Origin of the sequence: Pseudomonas sp. NPDC087626 (assembly GCF_044743405.1) — a bacterium.
Taxonomy (GTDB): domain Bacteria; phylum Pseudomonadota; class Gammaproteobacteria; order Pseudomonadales; family Pseudomonadaceae; genus Aquipseudomonas.
This window is the reverse complement of sequence record NZ_JBIUWJ010000009.1, coordinates 152,323-167,520: the sequence shown is the minus strand read 5'-3', so window position 1 is coordinate 167,520 and position 15,198 is coordinate 152,323. Positions and strand designations below refer to the sequence as shown.

At 62.2% G+C, this 15,198-nt stretch carries 12 protein-coding genes; 7 read left to right on the top strand and 5 right to left on the bottom strand.

Annotated elements, in window-relative coordinates:
• Positions 1 to 53 precede the first annotated feature (53 nt).
• Entirely contained in the window at positions 54 to 671 is a 618-nt protein-coding gene (gene thrH / locus ACIOVD_RS10270) for a bifunctional phosphoserine phosphatase/homoserine phosphotransferase ThrH (RefSeq protein ID WP_095165513.1), read from the top strand.
• Between the two features lie 84 nt (positions 672 to 755).
• Here thrH and pabB read toward each other — a convergent pair whose 3' ends face one another.
• From pabB to ACIOVD_RS10250, 4 genes are all read right to left on the bottom strand, one after another.
• Positions 756 to 2,099 (bottom strand): aminodeoxychorismate synthase component I, encoded by a 1,344-nt coding sequence (gene pabB, locus ACIOVD_RS10265; protein ID WP_401127432.1) that lies wholly within the window; start codon positions 2,097 to 2,099, stop codon positions 756 to 758.
• Positions 2,100 to 2,253: 154 nt separating this feature from the next.
• Complete coding sequence (locus tag ACIOVD_RS10260) at positions 2,254 to 3,240, bottom strand: alpha-L-glutamate ligase-like protein (RefSeq protein ID WP_320332703.1); 987 nt, start codon at positions 3,238 to 3,240, stop codon at positions 2,254 to 2,256.
• The gene (locus tag ACIOVD_RS10255; RefSeq protein ID WP_095165507.1) at positions 3,240 to 4,772 is read right to left on the bottom strand and encodes an inactive transglutaminase family protein; all 1,533 of its coding nucleotides are present in this window, start codon (positions 4,770 to 4,772) and stop codon (positions 3,240 to 3,242) included. The genes ACIOVD_RS10260 and ACIOVD_RS10255 overlap by 1 nt, the downstream gene beginning before the upstream one ends.
• 5 nt (positions 4,773 to 4,777) lie before the next feature.
• On the bottom strand, positions 4,778 to 5,314 hold the full coding sequence (locus ACIOVD_RS10250) for an ATP-dependent zinc protease (protein WP_095165650.1): 537 nt from the start codon (positions 5,312 to 5,314) through the stop codon (positions 4,778 to 4,780).
• A 269-nt stretch (positions 5,315 to 5,583) separates the two neighbouring features.
• Here ACIOVD_RS10250 and ACIOVD_RS10245 point away from each other — a divergent pair, with 269 nt between their 5' ends.
• The 6 genes from ACIOVD_RS10245 to prpD all read left to right on the top strand — a co-directional run bounded on the left by ACIOVD_RS10245 (position 5,584) and on the right by prpD (position 14,187).
• A complete protein-coding gene (locus ACIOVD_RS10245; RefSeq protein ID WP_095165505.1) occupies positions 5,584 to 6,306 on the top strand; it encodes a GntR family transcriptional regulator in 723 nt (240 codons plus the stop codon).
• Positions 6,303 to 7,193 carry a methylisocitrate lyase gene (gene prpB / locus ACIOVD_RS10240; RefSeq protein ID WP_095165503.1) on the top strand — a complete coding sequence of 297 codons (891 nt, stop codon included), beginning with the start codon at positions 6,303 to 6,305 and terminating at the stop codon, positions 7,191 to 7,193. The genes ACIOVD_RS10245 and prpB overlap by 4 nt, the downstream gene beginning before the upstream one ends.
• A 134-nt stretch (positions 7,194 to 7,327) precedes the next feature.
• Positions 7,328 to 8,455, top strand: coding sequence for a 2-methylcitrate synthase (prpC, locus tag ACIOVD_RS10235; RefSeq protein ID WP_159997130.1), 1,128 nt, complete (start codon positions 7,328 to 7,330; stop codon positions 8,453 to 8,455).
• 197 nt (positions 8,456 to 8,652) lie between these two features.
• Entirely contained in the window at positions 8,653 to 11,244 is a 2,592-nt protein-coding gene (acnD, locus tag ACIOVD_RS10230) for a Fe/S-dependent 2-methylisocitrate dehydratase AcnD (RefSeq protein WP_401127428.1), read from the top strand.
• 52 nt (positions 11,245 to 11,296) lie between these two features.
• The gene (gene prpF, locus ACIOVD_RS10225; RefSeq protein WP_401127426.1) at positions 11,297 to 12,487 is read left to right on the top strand and encodes a 2-methylaconitate cis-trans isomerase PrpF; all 1,191 of its coding nucleotides are present in this window, start codon (positions 11,297 to 11,299) and stop codon (positions 12,485 to 12,487) included.
• Between the two features lie 215 nt (positions 12,488 to 12,702).
• On the top strand, positions 12,703 to 14,187 hold the full coding sequence (gene prpD / locus ACIOVD_RS10220; protein ID WP_401127424.1) for a 2-methylcitrate dehydratase: 1,485 nt from the start codon (positions 12,703 to 12,705) through the stop codon (positions 14,185 to 14,187).
• Between the two features lie 37 nt (positions 14,188 to 14,224).
• Here the strand turns inward: prpD and ACIOVD_RS10215 are convergent, their stop codons facing one another.
• The gene (locus ACIOVD_RS10215) at positions 14,225 to 15,112 is read right to left on the bottom strand and encodes a DMT family transporter (RefSeq protein WP_162530231.1); all 888 of its coding nucleotides are present in this window, start codon (positions 15,110 to 15,112) and stop codon (positions 14,225 to 14,227) included.
• Between the last annotated feature and the right edge of the window lie 86 nt (positions 15,113 to 15,198).

Here is a 15,198-nt window from a genome sequence, read left to right as displayed (position 1 = left end):
CGGCAGTCCTTTTGCTCGCTCAACTCAATAATCAGTACAAATGGGAGTGTGTTGTGGAAATTGCCTGTCTCGACCTGGAAGGTGTCCTGGTCCCGGAAATCTGGATCGCCTTTGCCGAAAAAACCGGGATTGAATCCCTCAGGGCAACCACCCGGGATATTCCCGACTACGACGTGCTGATGCAGCAGCGCCTGCGCATCCTCGACGAGCACGGCCTGAAGCTGGCCGATATCCAGGAAGTGATCGGCACCCTCAAGCCGCTGGAGGGCGCCATCGAGTTCGTCAATTGGCTGCGTGAGCGCTTCCAGGTGGTGATCCTGTCCGACACTTTCTACGAATTTTCCCAACCGCTGATGCGTCAACTGGGCTTCCCGACCTTGCTCTGCCATCGCCTGGTCACCGACGAGACCGGTCGGGTCACCGGTTATCAGTTGCGCCAGAAAGACCCCAAGCGCCAGTCGGTCCTGGCCTTCAAGAGCCTGTACTACCGGGTGATCGCCGCGGGTGATTCGTACAACGACACCACCATGCTGGGCGAGGCTGATGCCGGGATTCTGTTCCATGCACCGGACAATGTGATCCGTGAGTTCCCGCAGTTTCCGGCGGTGCACACGTTTGCCGAGTTGAAGCAGGAATTTCTCAAGGCTTCGAACCGGGAGTTGAGCCTGTAACCGTCCTTGAGGACGCTATCGCGAGCAGGCTCGCTCCCACAATGGAATGTGCTCCCTGTGGGAACGAGCCTGCTCGCGATGTTTTTATAGGTTCTGCAGGGTTTCGAGCAGCACCCTCACCTTGGTGATCGACTCCTGATACTCGGCCTGCCACTGCGAGTCGGCGACGATTCCGCCGCCGCCCCAGCAGCAGACTTGGGCGTCCTTGACCAGCAGGCTGCGGATGGCGATCGAGCTGTCCATTTGCCCGCGCACGTCCAGGTACAACAACGAGCCGCAGTACAAGCCGCGACGGGTGGGTTCCAGTTCGTCGATGATCTGCATCGCGCGGATTTTCGGCGCACCGGTGATCGAGCCGCCAGGAAAGCTACCGGCGATCAGGTCCAGGGCGTCCTTGTCGGCTGCCAGCTCGCCGGTGACGCTGCTCACCAGGTGGTGCACGTTGGGGTAGCTTTCCAGGCTGAACAATTCCGGTACGCGCACCGAGCCGATGCGGCAGGTGCGGCCCAGGTCGTTGCGCAACAAGTCGACGATCATCAGGTTTTCCGCGCGATCCTTGGGGCTGGCCAGCAGTTCAGCGGCATTGGCCGCGTCTTCGGCGGCATCGCGTCCGCGTGGGCGGGTGCCTTTGATCGGGCGGGTCTCCACCTGGCGCTGGCTGACTTTGACGAAACGCTCGGGTGACAGACTGAGTACTGCACCGCCGTCGGGCAGGCTCTGGAAACCCGAGAACGGCGTCGGGCACGCTGCCCGCAGTGCGCAATAAGCGGTCCAGGCGTCGCCTTGGCACTGCGCGCGGAAACGTTGGGCAAAGTTGACCTGATAGCAGTCACCGGCCTGGATGTAGCGCTGGATGCGCTCGAATGCCTGCCGATAATCCTCAGGACTGAGGTCGGGCCGCATCGGTCCCTCGAGGCTGAAAGTCGCGCTGCTCGCTGCGGCCGGCTGGCTGAACACGTCGCGCAGGCGCTGGCGCTCGGCCGCGCTGACGTGGGGGTGAAACACCAGTTGGCTGGTGCCCAGCAGGTGGTCGCTGATCAGCGCCCAGCCATACAGGCCGAAGCGCGCATCGGGCAGTTGCAGGTCGTCTTGCGCCTGGTGGGGCAGGGCCTCCAGGTGCCGGCCGAAATCGTAGCTGAGGTAGCCGATCAGGCCGCCGGCGAACGGCAGTTCGAAAGGCGCCGGGATGGTCGCTTCACCCAATTGGCCGAGAGTGCTGCGCAAGCGTTGCAGGAAGCCTGCGCCGCTTTCATCCGGCGCGACCGCCAGCGTCGCCAGCGGCCAGGCGCTGAGCAGGTCATACCGCCCGCGCTCGGCGGTCGGCCGGCCACTGTCGAGCAGCACGCTGCCGGGAGCATGACGGATCGCCGCGAAATACTCGGCGGGGTTGGCGTGATAGGGCAGCGGGTATACGGAACAGGTCGACATGAGCGGGGTAGATCAGCCATTGAGGCGGGGTGGCGATTGTAGTCCTCTGTAGGAAATGCTCCTAGAGGGGATTGGCCATCAACAGCAGGCTGGCTCCCCCACGGACCCAGTGTGGGAGCCAGCCTGCTGGCGACAGGTGCAGCGGTTTCGGCGATCAGCCCTCGACCGCAGGAATATGCCCGAACCGGTCCTGGACAAACCGCACGCGCTCTTCCACGGTTTCGCTGATGCCCTGGGTCTTGAGCTCTTCCAGGCGCGCTTCCACCGCGTGGGTGCGCAACGTCAGCCCGCAGTCGTTGGCAATCTGGATGTTTAGCCCTGGACGCGCGTTGAGTTCGAGGATCAGCGGGCCTTTTTCCTGGTCCAGCACCATGTCGACGCCAATGTAGCCCAGGCCGCACAGTTCATAACAACCGGCGGCAAGCTTCATGAAACCGTCCCAGTAGGGCAGTTGCACGCCGTCCACCGCGTTGGTGGTGTCCGGGTGTTTGGTGATGATGTTGTTCAGCCAGGTACCGCGCAACGTCAGGCCGGTAGCCAGGTCGACACCAACGCCGATGGCGCCCTGGTGCAGGTTGGCCTTGCCGCCGGACTGACGGGTCGGCAAGCGCAGCATGGCCATCACCGGGTAGCCCATCAGCACGATGATGCGGATGTCCGGCACGCCCTCATAGCTGATGCTCTTGAAGATCTGGTCGGGTATCACCCGGTACTCGATCAGTGCACGGTCGCGGTGGCCGCCCAGGGAGTACAGGCCGGTGAGGATGCTGGAAATCTGGTGCTCGATTTCCTCATGGCTGATGATCTTCCCGGAGACGGTCCGGTAGCGCCCTTCGAAACGGTCGGCGATCACCAGGATTCCGTCACCGCCGGCACCTTGTGCCGGTTTGATGACGAAGTCGCTGTGGCCGTCGATGATCTCGCCGAGCTTGTCGATTTCCTTCTCGGTGGAGATCACCCCGTACATCTGCGGCACGTGGATACCGGCCTTGATCGCCCGTTCCTTGGTGATGATCTTGTCATCGACGATCGGGTACAGGCTGCGCTTGTTGTACTTGAGCACGTAGTCGGCGTTACGCCGGTTGATGCCCATGATGCCCCGCGCCTCCAGGGCCTTCCAGGTCTTCCAGAAACCGAACATTACGAGTCAGCCTTGAGGAAGGCTTTGAAACGCACCAGCTCGGTCAGGCGGTAACCGCGATAACGCCCCATGGCCAGCATGAAGCCCACCAGGATCAGCAGGATCGCCGGGAAGGTGAAGACGAAGTACACCAGCTCAGGCACGCTCATGATCAGGTGCGCCAGGGAGGCGGCGAACAGGGTGCCGATCGCCACTTTCATGGCATGGCCACCGCCACGTTCTTCCCAGGTAATCGACAGGCGTTCGATGGTCATGGTCAGGATCACCATCGGGAACAGCGCCACCGACAGGCCGCGTTCCAGGCCCAGCTTGTGGCTGAACAGGCTGATGGCGGCAATCAGCACCACCACGAACGTCAACACCACCGACAAGCGCGGCAGCATCTGCAGTTTCAGGTGCTCAAGGTAGGAGCGTAGTGACAGGCCCAGGGCGGTAATCACGGTAAACAGCACGATCCCGAAGCCCAACTGAGTCTCGCGGAAGGCCAGGGCGATCAGCACCGGGGTGAAGGTGCCCAGGGTCTGCAGGCCGATCAGGTTGCGCAGGATCAGGATCACCAGCACGCCGATCGGGATCATGACCATGATCATGAAGGTCTGCTGGGTTTGCAGGGGCAAGCCGTACAACGAGTACTCGAGGAAGTTGGCGTCGGTGTTCTCGTCGGTCAGCTTGGCCAGGCGAATGGCGTTCATTTCGCTGTTGTTCAGGCTGAAGGTCACGGTGGCTTTCTTGCCGCCATCGACAGTGATCAGGTTGTCATCGCCGGTCCACCACAGCAGGCGGTCGCTTGGCAGGCCCTGCTCGCCAGTCTCGGGGTTGAAGTACAGCCAGTCGGTACCGTTGAAGCTGCGCAGCCAGAGTTCCGGGGTCTGGGGCTGGTCGGCCACCAGGCGAATGGTGTGGACCTTTTCCACCGGCACGTGGGCGATGGACAGCAGCAGCTCGACGATCTTGGCCTTGTGCGCCGGCGCCGGGTCGCCCGCCAGGAGCATCTTGGCGTTGTCGTCGTTGCTGTTGTTGACCCGCTTGATCGCTTCGCTGATGAAGGTCTCGACGTCGGCCGAGTGCTGGCGGATCGGCGCGAGCAGGGCTTCGGCGGCGATCTTCTCCGGACCTTCGATGGCGATGCTGTCGCGGAAGGTCGGGCCCTTGATCTTGGGTTTATCGGCGGTGTAGCGCTTGGTCAGCACCAGGCGGTAGTACAGGGTCTGGTTGCCCTTGGCGCGGCGTGCCGACCAGGTGACCTTGCGGTTGCCGTCGACGCGGTTGACCGCCACCCCATAGTTGTTGGAGATGAAGCTTTCATTGAGGCTGACATAGTCGCGGCTCAAGGGCGGCACGAACATTTGGATCTTTACCGGGTCCTTGGCGCTGGCGACAAACTCGACCTTGGCGTCGATGTTCCACAGGTCGTCGGTGGCGTCTTCGGTCACCGGGATGCCCAGCACGAAAATCTGATAGGCCGTAACTGAAATGCCCAGCACCACCAGGATGGCGATCAGCAGTTTCAGATGAAGGGTAAGAGCGCGCATGGGTATTACTCTGCGGTGTGAACGTCGGTGGCGCAGGCGGGTTTGCCAGCAGCGTATTTAAGGCTAGGGTCGACCAGTGCATCAAAGCGTTTCAGGGCTTCGGAGCCGATCAAGAGCGGGTATTGGAATGCACTTCGGTCGGTCAAGTTCACTTCTATGCTGCGCAAAGCCGATCCCATGCAGATATCCAGCTCGATTACCGGACGTGCGGTGTACTTCTTGCCCTCTTCGGGATCGTAGTCGCCGGCGCGCCGCTTGATCTTGCTGACCCGGGCCAGCGGGCGTTCGATCGGGTGCGAGTGGGCGGCGTCGATAGCCAGGTAGAAGCGCACCCAGGACTCGCCGTTGCGTTTGAAACGCTTGATATCGCGGGCACTGAGGGAGGCGGTCTTGGCCCCGGTGTCGAGTTTGGCCGCGACTTCCAGGTCGATGCCTGACAGCTGGGCGTATTCGTTGAGGCCGTACACGGTCTTTTCACCCGCGTAGCCAAGGCTCGGCAGGCAGGACAGGCAGAGCAATAAAGGGAGGTGCTTGAGTCTCATAAATCCTGGCGCGTTGCTGTCCATTCTTCAGTTCAAGGTGACTGGCATTGCTGCACAAGCGCCTCGTGTGCCTGCCATAAAAAGATGACAGGCAAATGCGGGCGGCATTCTAGCACGGTGGTTTTCTGGTGCCAGCGCCGAGGTGGTCCTTCGATTTCGATTTATCCAAAGGGTTTATTAGACGATTGTCGACAATCACTCTATTTCCTTTGACTGGAAGGCAGGTATTGGCTAGTTTATGGCGCATTGACTCACAAGGTGTCGACAATATGCTGGATCAACTCGATCCCCCGGTGCTGGCCTCGGACGATTCGGAAACCCTTTCCGAGAACGTCTTTCGCCGCATCCAGGCGGCCATCGTCAAAGGTGACATCGCCCCGGGCAGCAAAATCTCCGAGCCAGAGCTGGCGCGCACCTACGGCATCAGCCGCGGGCCGCTGCGCGAGGCCATCCACCGTCTCGAAGGCCAGCGCCTGCTGGTGCGCGTACCGCACGTCGGGGCCCGAGTGGTATCGCTGAGCCACGCCGAACTGATTGAACTCTATGAAATCCGCGAGTCGCTGGAAGGCATGGCCTGTCGCCTGGCCGCCGAGCGCATGAGCAGCGAAGACATCGACGAGCTGCGCCGGGTCCTGGAGACCCACGAGCGCGACGAGGCGTTCCAGGCAGGCGTGGGCTACTACCAGCAGGAAGGTGACTTCGACTTCCACTACCGGATCATCCAGGGCAGCGGCAACCGCACGCTGACCCAAATGCTTTGCGGCGAGTTGTATCAACTGGTGCGCATGTACCGCATCCAGTTTTCCGCCACTCCCAATCGGCCACGCCAGGCGTTTGCCGAACACCACCGAATTCTCGATGCCATCGCCGACCGTGACGGTGAATTGGCCGAGTTGTTGATGCGTCGCCACATCGGCGCTTCAAAACGCAACATCGCCCGTCACTATCAGGACGGCGCCCACCAGACAGTCACTCCACGAGGTGAGTCATGAGTTCCAACAAGAGCACACCAGGCCAGCGTTTCCGTGATGCGGTTGCCAGCGAGCAGCCGTTGCAAGTGGTCGGCGCGATCAACGCCAACCACGCGCTGCTGGCCAAGCGCGCCGGTTTCAAGGCTATTTATCTGTCCGGTGGCGGGGTGGCTGCCGGCTCCCTCGGCGTGCCGGACCTGGGCATTACCGGGCTGGATGACGTGTTGACCGACGTCCGCCGGATCACCGACGTCTGCGACCTGCCGTTGCTGGTGGACGTCGACACCGGTTTTGGTTCCTCGGCCTTCAACGTGGCCCGCACCGTCAAGTCGATGATCAAGTTCGGCGCGGCGGCGATCCACATCGAGGACCAGGTCGGCGCCAAGCGTTGCGGCCACCGTCCTAATAAAGAAATCGTGACCCAGCAGGAAATGGTCGACCGCATCAAGGCGGCCGTGGATGCGCGCACCGATGACAGCTTCGTGATCATGGCCCGCACCGACGCCTTGGCAGTCGAAGGCCTGGAGTCGGCCCTGGATCGTGCCGCCGCCTGCATCGAAGCCGGTGCCGACATGGTGTTCCCGGAAGCCATCACCGAGCTGGAGATGTACAAGTTGTTCGCCAGCCGCGTGAAAGCGCCGATCCTGGCCAACATCACCGAGTTCGGCGCCACGCCGCTGTACACCACCGAGCAACTGAGGGCGGCCGACGTGTCGCTGGTGCTATACCCGCTGTCGGCGTTCCGCGCCATGAACAAGGCCGCCGAGAACGTCTACACCGCGATCCGTCGCGATGGCACGCAGCAGAACGTCATCGACACCATGCAGACGCGCATGGAGCTTTACGATCGCATCGACTACCACACCTTCGAGCAGAAGCTCGATGCGCTGTTCGCGGCAAAGAAATAAGGCAAACCCTGTAGCAGCTGCCGAGCCCGCGAGGCTGTGTTCGAGTCCGAAGGACTCGCCAGCTGCTACACATATACGTTGTTAATCAGAAAGAACTTGCCGATTCCCTAAAAAATTCAAGATTGGAGACAGCAATGGCCGAAGCAAAAGTATTGAGTGGCGCCGGGCTCCGTGGTCAGGTTGCCGGGCAAACCGCACTGTCCACCGTTGGCCAGGAAGGTGCAGGCCTGACTTACCGTGGCTACGACGTGCGCGAACTGGCGGCGGATGCGCAGTTCGAGGAAGTGGCCTACCTGCTGCTGTACGGCGAGCTGCCGAGCCAGGCGCAACTGGACGCCTATGTGGCCAAGCTGAGCAAGCTGCGCGACCTGCCGCAAGCCTTGAAAGAAGTCCTCGAACGCATTCCGGCCGACGCCCATCCGATGGATGTGATGCGTACCGGCTGCTCGTTCCTCGGTAACCTGGAGGCCGAGCACAGCTTCAGCGAGCAGCACGACAAGACCGACCGCCTGCTGGCCGCCTTCCCGGCGATCATGTGCTACTGGTATCGCTTCAGCCACGACGGCAAGCGCATTAATTGCGTCAGCGACGAGCCGTCCATCGGTGGTCACTTCTTGCACCTGCTGCACGATGAGAAGCCGAGCGAGTTGCACGTCAAGGTAATGAACGTGTCGCTGATCCTCTACGCCGAGCACGAGTTCAATGCGTCGACCTTCACCGCGCGGGTTTGCGCTTCGACCCTGTCGGACCTGTTCTCCTGCATCACTGCGGCCATCGGTTCGCTGCGTGGCCCGCTGCACGGTGGCGCCAACGAGGCGGCGATGGAAATGATCCAGCGCTTCTCCTCGCCTGAAGAGGCGATCAAGGGCACCCTGGGCATGCTCGAGCGCAAGGACAAGATCATGGGCTTCGGCCACGCGATCTATAAAGACAACGATCCGCGCAATGAAGTGATCAAGGGCTGGTCGAAAAAACTCGCCGACGAAGTCGGTGACACTGTGCTGTTCCCGGTCTCCGAAGCCATCGACAAGACCATGTGGGAGCAGAAGAAACTGTTCCCCAACGCCGACTTCTACCATGCCTCGGCGTACCACTTCATGGGCATCCCGACCAAGCTGTTCACCCCGATCTTCGTCTGCTCGCGCCTGACCGGCTGGGCGGCACACGTGTTCGAACAGCGCGCTAACAACCGCATCATCCGCCCGAGCGCCGAGTACACCGGCGTCGAACAGCGCAAGTTCGTGCCAATCGAACAACGCTGAATGGTGAGGGTTTGACGCAGGGATCTGAATTCAACGCAGATCCCTGTAGGAGCGAGCTTGCTCGCGATGGAGTGTCATCCACATTGGTGTCGACTGATACACCATCGCGAGCAGGCTCGCTCCTACAGTGGATTGTGTTGTTTTCGAAACTGGCGCCAGGCCCCACCTTTTGAAACTACCGTGACCGAGTCCTGACGATGAACACTGAATTTCGCAAATCGCTTCCCGGCAGCCATCTGGATTACTTCGACGTTCGCGCGGCGGTCGATGCGATCCAGGCGGGCGCCTATGCCACCCTGCCGTACACCTCTCGCGTGCTGGCGGAAAACCTGGTGCGGCGCTGTGATCCGGCGACCCTGACCGACTCGCTCAAGCAATTGATCGAACGCAAGCGCGACCTCGACTTCCCATGGTTCCCGGCGCGCGTGGTGTGCCACGACATTCTCGGCCAGACTGCCCTGGTGGACCTGGCGGGCCTGCGTGACGCGATTGCCCTGCAAGGTGGCGATCCGGCGCAGGTCAACCCGGTGGTGCCGACCCAGTTGATCGTCGACCACTCCCTGGCCGTCGAGCGCGGTGGTTTTGATCCCGAGGCGTTCGAGAAGAACCGCGCCATCGAGGACCGCCGCAACGAGGACCGTTTCCACTTCATCAACTGGACCAAAAAAGCCTTCAAGAACGTCGACGTGATCCCGCCGGGCAACGGCATCATGCACCAGATCAACCTGGAGAAAATGTCTCCGGTGATCCAGGTGCGTGACGGCGTGGCGTTCCCCGATACCTGCGTCGGCACCGATAGCCACACCCCGCACGTCGATGCCCTGGGCGTGATCGCCATCGGTGTCGGTGGCCTGGAAGCCGAAAGCGTGATGCTCGGCCGTGCCTCCTGGATGCGCCTGCCGGAAAGCGTCGGCGTCGAACTGACTGGCAAGCTGCAACCGGGCATCACCGCCACCGACATGGTGCTGGCGTTGACCGAATACCTGCGCCAGCAAAAAGTCGTCGGTGCCTGGCTGGAATTCTTCGGTGAGGGTGCATCGCGCCTGACCCTGGGCGACCGTGCAACCATTTCCAACATGGCCCCGGAATACGGCGCCACCGCGGCGATGTTCTACATCGACCAGCAGACCATCGATTACCTGAAACTCACCGGCCGCGAAGACGAGCAGGTGCGTTTGGTCGAGCAGTACGCCAAGCAGACCGGCCTGTGGGCCGACAGCCTGGCGGGCGCGCAGTACGAGCGCAGCCTGAGCTTCGATCTGTCTTCGGTGGTGCGCAACATGGCCGGCCCGAGCAACCCGCACGCCCGTGTCGCGACCTCGGACCTGGCGGCCAAGGGTATCTCCGGGCAATGGGATGACGTGCCAGGGCAAATGCCTGACGGCGCGGTGATCATCGCGGCCATCACCAGTTGCACCAACACCAGCAACCCACGCAACGTGATTGCCGCCGGCCTGCTGGCGCGCAACGCCAACAAGCTGGGCCTGACTCGCAAGCCGTGGGTCAAGTCGTCCCTGGCGCCGGGTTCGAAGACCGTGGCCCTGTACCTGGACGAGGCCGGCCTGACCGATGAGCTGGAACAGCTGGGTTTTGGCGTCGTGGCGTTTGCCTGCACCACGTGCAACGGCATGTCGGGTGCACTGGATCCGGTGATCCAGCAAGAGATCATCGACCGCGACCTGTACGCCACCGCCGTGTTGTCGGGTAACCGCAACTTCGACGGACGGATTCACCCGTACGCCAAGCAAGCGTTCCTTGCGTCGCCGCCACTGGTGGTCGCTTACGCCATTGCCGGGACCATCCGTTTCGACATCGAAAAAGACGTGTTGGGCGTGGTCGATGGCCAGGAAATCCGCCTGAAAGACATCTGGCCAAGCGACGAAGAAATCGACGCGGTGGTCAAGGCCTCGGTCAAGCCGGAGCAGTTCCGTCAGGTGTACATCCCGATGTTCGCCATCCACGAAGACACCGGCCCGAAAGTCACGCCGCTCTACGACTGGCGCGAGCAGAGCACCTACATCCGCCGTCCGCCGTACTGGGAAGGCGCGTTGGCCGGGGCACGTCCACTCAAGGGCATGCGCCCGCTGGCCGTGCTGCCGGACAACATCACCACCGATCACTTGTCGCCGTCCAACGCGATCATGCTCGACAGCGCCGCCGGCGAATACCTGGCGAAAATGGGCCTGCCGGAGGAAGACTTCAACTCCTACGCCACCCACCGCGGTGACCACCTGACCGCGCAACGCGCGACCTTCGCCAACCCGAAACTGTTCAACGAAATGGTCCAGGAAAACGGCAAGGTCAAGCAGGGTTCGCTGGCGCGGGTCGAGCCGGAAGGCCAGGTCATGCGCATGTGGGAAGCGATCGAAACCTACATGGAGCGCAAGCAGCCGCTGATCATCATCGCCGGTGCCGACTACGGCCAGGGCTCGTCCCGCGACTGGGCGGCCAAGGGCGTGCGCCTGGCGGGTGTGGAGGCCATTGCGGCCGAAGGCTTCGAGCGTATCCACCGCACCAACCTGGTCGGCATGGGCGTGTTGCCGCTGGAGTTCAAGCCGGGCACCGACCGCAAGACCCTGGGTATCGACGGTACCGAAACCTACGACGTGGTGGGCGCTCGCACCCCGCGTGCAACCCTGACCCTGGTCATCACTCGCAAGAACGGTGAGCAGGTCGAGGTGCCGGTGACCTGCCGCCTGGATACCGCTGAAGAGGTGTCGATCTACGAGGCGGGCGGCGTGCTGCAGCGCTTTGCCCAGGACTTCCTCGAATCGGCTGTCGCCGTTTAACAGAACGTGCCGCGCGGGGCGTCAGTCCCGCGCCGGCCCATTAAGGACCATCATGGCTCACGCACCTCAGATCAAGATTCCCGCCACCTACATGCGTGGTGGCACCAGCAAAGGCGTGTTCTTCAGTCTTGAAGATTTGCCCGAGTCGGCGCAGGTTCCTGGCCCGGCGCGCGACGCGCTGTTGCTGCGGGTGATTGGCAGCCCGGACCCTTACGAAAAGCAGATCGACGGCATGGGCGCCGCGACCTCGAGCACCAGCAAGACGGTGATCCTGTCCAAGAGCCTCAAGGCCGATCACGATGTGGATTACCTGTTTGGCCAAGTCTCCATCGACAAGCCGTTTGTCGACTGGAGCGGTAACTGCGGCAACCTGTCGGCAGCGGTCGGTTCGTTCGCCGTCAGCAGTGGCCTGGTCGATCCTGCCCGGGTGCCGGACAACGGCGTGGCCGTGGTGCGCATCTGGCAGGCCAACATCGGCAAGACCATCATCGCCCATGTGCCGATTACCCAGGGCGCGGTGCAGGAAACCGGTGATTTCGAACTCGACGGCGTGACCTTCCCGGCCGCTGAAGTGCAGTTGGAATTCATCAGCCCGGCGGCCGAGGAAGAGGGCGCTGGCGGTTCGATGTTCCCCACCGGCAACCTGGTGGATGAACTGCATGTGCCGGGTGTTGGCACCTTGCAGGTGACCATGATCAATGCGGGCATCCCGACGATCTTTGTCAATGCCGAGGATATCGGTTACACCGGCCGCGAATTGCAGGGCGAGATCAACGGCGATCCCAAGGCATTGGCCATGTTCGAGACGATCCGCGCTCACGGCGCCTTGCGCATGGGCTTGATCGCCAACCTCGACGAAGCGGCCAAGCGCCAACACACCCCCAAGGTAGCGTTCGTCGCGCGGCCCAGCGATTACCTGTCCTCCAGCGGCAAACCCGTGGCGGCGGGCGATGTCGACCTGCTGGTGCGGGCGCTGTCCATGGGCAAGCTGCACCACGCAATGATGGGCACCGCAGCAGTGGCCATCGGCACGGCGGCGGCCATCACCGGCACCCTGGTCAACCTGGCGGCCGGCGGCGTCGAGCGCAACGCGGTACGTTTCGGCCACCCATCCGGCACCTTGCGGGTCGGCGCTGAAGCCAACCTGGTGGACGGCGAATGGACCGTGACCAAAGCCATCATGAGCCGCAGCGCGCGAGTGCTGATGGAAGGCTGGGTGCGGGTCCCGGGGGATTCGTTCTAACCTTGAAACATAGCCCCTTGTGGGAGCGAGCGCCCGCTTGCGGCCTGCTCGCGATGGACGTTAACGATGACGCGTATCGTCTGATTAAACGCGTTGTTCTTGAGTTCATCGCGAGCAAGCTCGCTCCTACAGGGGGGAATATCATAAGAATAGGTTGTCCGTGTTAGCCCTGAACCGAGGTCCCATTTACGAACCACTGCCCGAGTGAATCGAACATGAGCGCCAACGTTGACTTAAACAACCGTCCTGACTATGACCAGGTCCTGCAGGACATCGCCGACTACGTCCTGAACTACCGGATCGAGTCCCGGGAGGCCCTGGACACCGCCCGCAACTGCCTGCTCGATACCCTCGGCTGCGGCCTGCTGGCCCTGCGTTTTCCCGAATGCACCAAACACCTTGGGCCGATGGTCGAAGGCACGATCGTGCCCTTTGGCGCCCGGGTGCCAGGCACGAGTTTTCGCCTGGACCCGGTCAAGGCGGCCAGGGACATCGGCTGCATCGTCCGCTGGCTCGACTACAACGACACCTGGCTGGCTGCGGAATGGGGTCATCCCTCGGATAACCTCGGGGCGATCCTGGCGCTGGCCGATCACCTGTCGCAAAAGCGCCTGGCCAATGGCGACTCGCCGCTGACCATGCGCGCGGTGCTCGACGCGATGATCATGGCCCACGAGATTCAAGGGGTGATTGCCCTGGAGAACTCCTTCAACCGGGTCGGCCTGGACCACGTGCTGCTGGTCAAGGTCGCCTCGACCGCCGTCAGCGCCAAACTCCTCGGCGCCAGCCGCGAGCAATTGCTGGCGGCGCTGTCCCACGCCTTTGTCGACGGCCAGGCCTTGCGCACCTACCGGCATGCGCCGAACGCCGGCTCACGCAAATCCTGGGCCGCCGGTGATGCGTCCAGTCGCGGGGTACGCCTGGCAGACATCGCCCTGCGCGGAGAGATGGGCATTCCGGGCGCGCTGACTGCCACGCAATGGGGGTTCTACGACGTACTGTTCAGCCACACCAACAAGGACCTGGCGCTCAAGCCTGCGGATCAGCGCGCCTTCAGTTTTTCCCAGCCTTACGCCAGCTACGTGATGGAAAACGTGCTGTTCAAGATCAGCTTCCCGGCCGAGTTCCATGCGCAGACCGCCTGCGAGGCGGCGGTGACCCTGCATCCGCAGGTGCGTAATCGCCTGCACGAGATCGACCGGATTGTCATCACCACCCACGAATCGGCGATCCGCATCATCTCCAAGGTCGGGCAACTGGCCAACGCCGCCGACCGCGACCACTGCATCCAGTACATGACCGCCGTACCGCTGGCGTTCGGTAACCTGGTGGCCGAGCAGTACGAGGATCAGTTCCACGCCGCGCACCCGATCATCGATGTCCTGCGCGAGAAGATGGTCATAGTCGAGGACCCACGTTTCACCCGCGAGTACCTGGAGGCCGACAAACGTTCGATCGCCAATGCCCTGCAGGTGTTTTTCAAGGACGGTTCGAGTACCGAACAAGTGCTGGTGGAGTACCCGATCGGCCATCGCCGCCGGCGCGCCGAGGGCATTCCGTTACTCGAGGACAAGTTCAAGGCCAACCTCGCCACCCGCTTCACTGCCCAGCGCTCGGCGCAGATCTTTGCCCTGTGCAAGGATCAGGCAGCCCTTGAAGCGACACCGGTGAACCGCTTCATGGATCTCTTCGTGATCTGACCGCTAATCCTGTCCCGCTGGATGCCGTGGCTGGCTGTTACCTGGCCAGCCACTTCTCCACGGGCAACTTGGTGATCGCAAACCCCATCAGCAGCACCGCCGAGTAGCCGATCAATTCCCGCGAAATCACCTGTCCTTCGTACCAGGCGCCAATCATCACCGCGAACACCGGGAAAATGATGAACACGAAAGACAGGATGATCGGGCTCAAGCGCTTGAGCAGGATGAAATACACGATGAACCCGCCCACCGACGCCACCAGTCCCAGATAGAGCAGGGCACCCCACGAACGCGCGCTGATGGCCGCGAATGCCGGGGTCTCGACCGCCAGTCCCGTAACAAACAGCAGCAGCCCGGCGATACCGATTGGCAAGGTGTTGTAGGTGATGACGCTGATGGCGCTCCCGTGTTTCTTGGTCACTACATAACACAGCGCATGCAGGATCGCCGCCGTGAGAATCGCCAGTACGCCGAACAGTTCGGCGTGGTCCAGGTGCAAGCCCTGGCTGCGGATGATCATGAACAGGCTGGCAAACCCGATGGCGATGCCGAGCACCTGGGAGGCGTAGATTTTTTCCCGCAGGAACAGCGCCGAGAACACCAGGATAAACACCGGCATGCAGCTGAACAGGAGTGCCGTGAGCCCTGACGAAACGTGCATCTCGCCATAATTGAGCAAGTAGTACGGCAGGCTGAAATACGTCAGCGTAACGAACAGGAAGAACCAGCGACTGCCCTTGGGGAACAGCAAGGGTTCGCGGCGCCACGCGGCAAAACTCAGGAACAGCGGGAAGGCGATCAGAAAACGCAGGCCGGCAGCGGTCAGCGGCGGCACGCTTTCGACGGCGATCTTGATCCCCAGCCAGGTCGTGCCCCAGCTCAGGCAGACAATCAGAAACAGCACGCTGGTGATCAATCCAGCCAGCCAGCGGCGGGGGTGTCTTTGCGGGGTATCGACGGCGATGGCGGTGGGCATGCTCGGGCACCTTGGTGTGATGGGAATTGACCGGG

Excerpts from the sequence above, each read along its gene's own strand:
- pabB (WP_401127432.1), bottom strand. The coding sequence starts at position 2,099 with ATGTCGACCTGTTCCGTATACCCGCTGCCCTATCACGCCAACCCCGCC.
- ACIOVD_RS10260 (WP_320332703.1), bottom strand. The coding sequence starts at position 3,240 with ATGTTCGGTTTCTGGAAGACCTGGAAGGCCCTGGAGGCGCGGGGCATC.
- ACIOVD_RS10255 (WP_095165507.1), bottom strand. The coding sequence starts at position 4,772 with ATGCGCGCTCTTACCCTTCATCTGAAACTGCTGATCGCCATCCTGGTG.
- ACIOVD_RS10250 (WP_095165650.1), bottom strand. The coding sequence starts at position 5,314 with ATGAGACTCAAGCACCTCCCTTTATTGCTCTGCCTGTCCTGCCTGCCG.
- ACIOVD_RS10245 (WP_095165505.1), top strand. The coding sequence starts at position 5,584 with ATGCTGGATCAACTCGATCCCCCGGTGCTGGCCTCGGACGATTCGGAA.
- prpB (WP_095165503.1), top strand. The coding sequence starts at position 6,303 with ATGAGTTCCAACAAGAGCACACCAGGCCAGCGTTTCCGTGATGCGGTT.
- prpC (WP_159997130.1), top strand. The coding sequence starts at position 7,328 with ATGGCCGAAGCAAAAGTATTGAGTGGCGCCGGGCTCCGTGGTCAGGTT.
- acnD (WP_401127428.1), top strand. The coding sequence starts at position 8,653 with ATGAACACTGAATTTCGCAAATCGCTTCCCGGCAGCCATCTGGATTAC.
- prpF (WP_401127426.1), top strand. The coding sequence starts at position 11,297 with ATGGCTCACGCACCTCAGATCAAGATTCCCGCCACCTACATGCGTGGT.
- prpD (WP_401127424.1), top strand. The coding sequence starts at position 12,703 with ATGAGCGCCAACGTTGACTTAAACAACCGTCCTGACTATGACCAGGTC.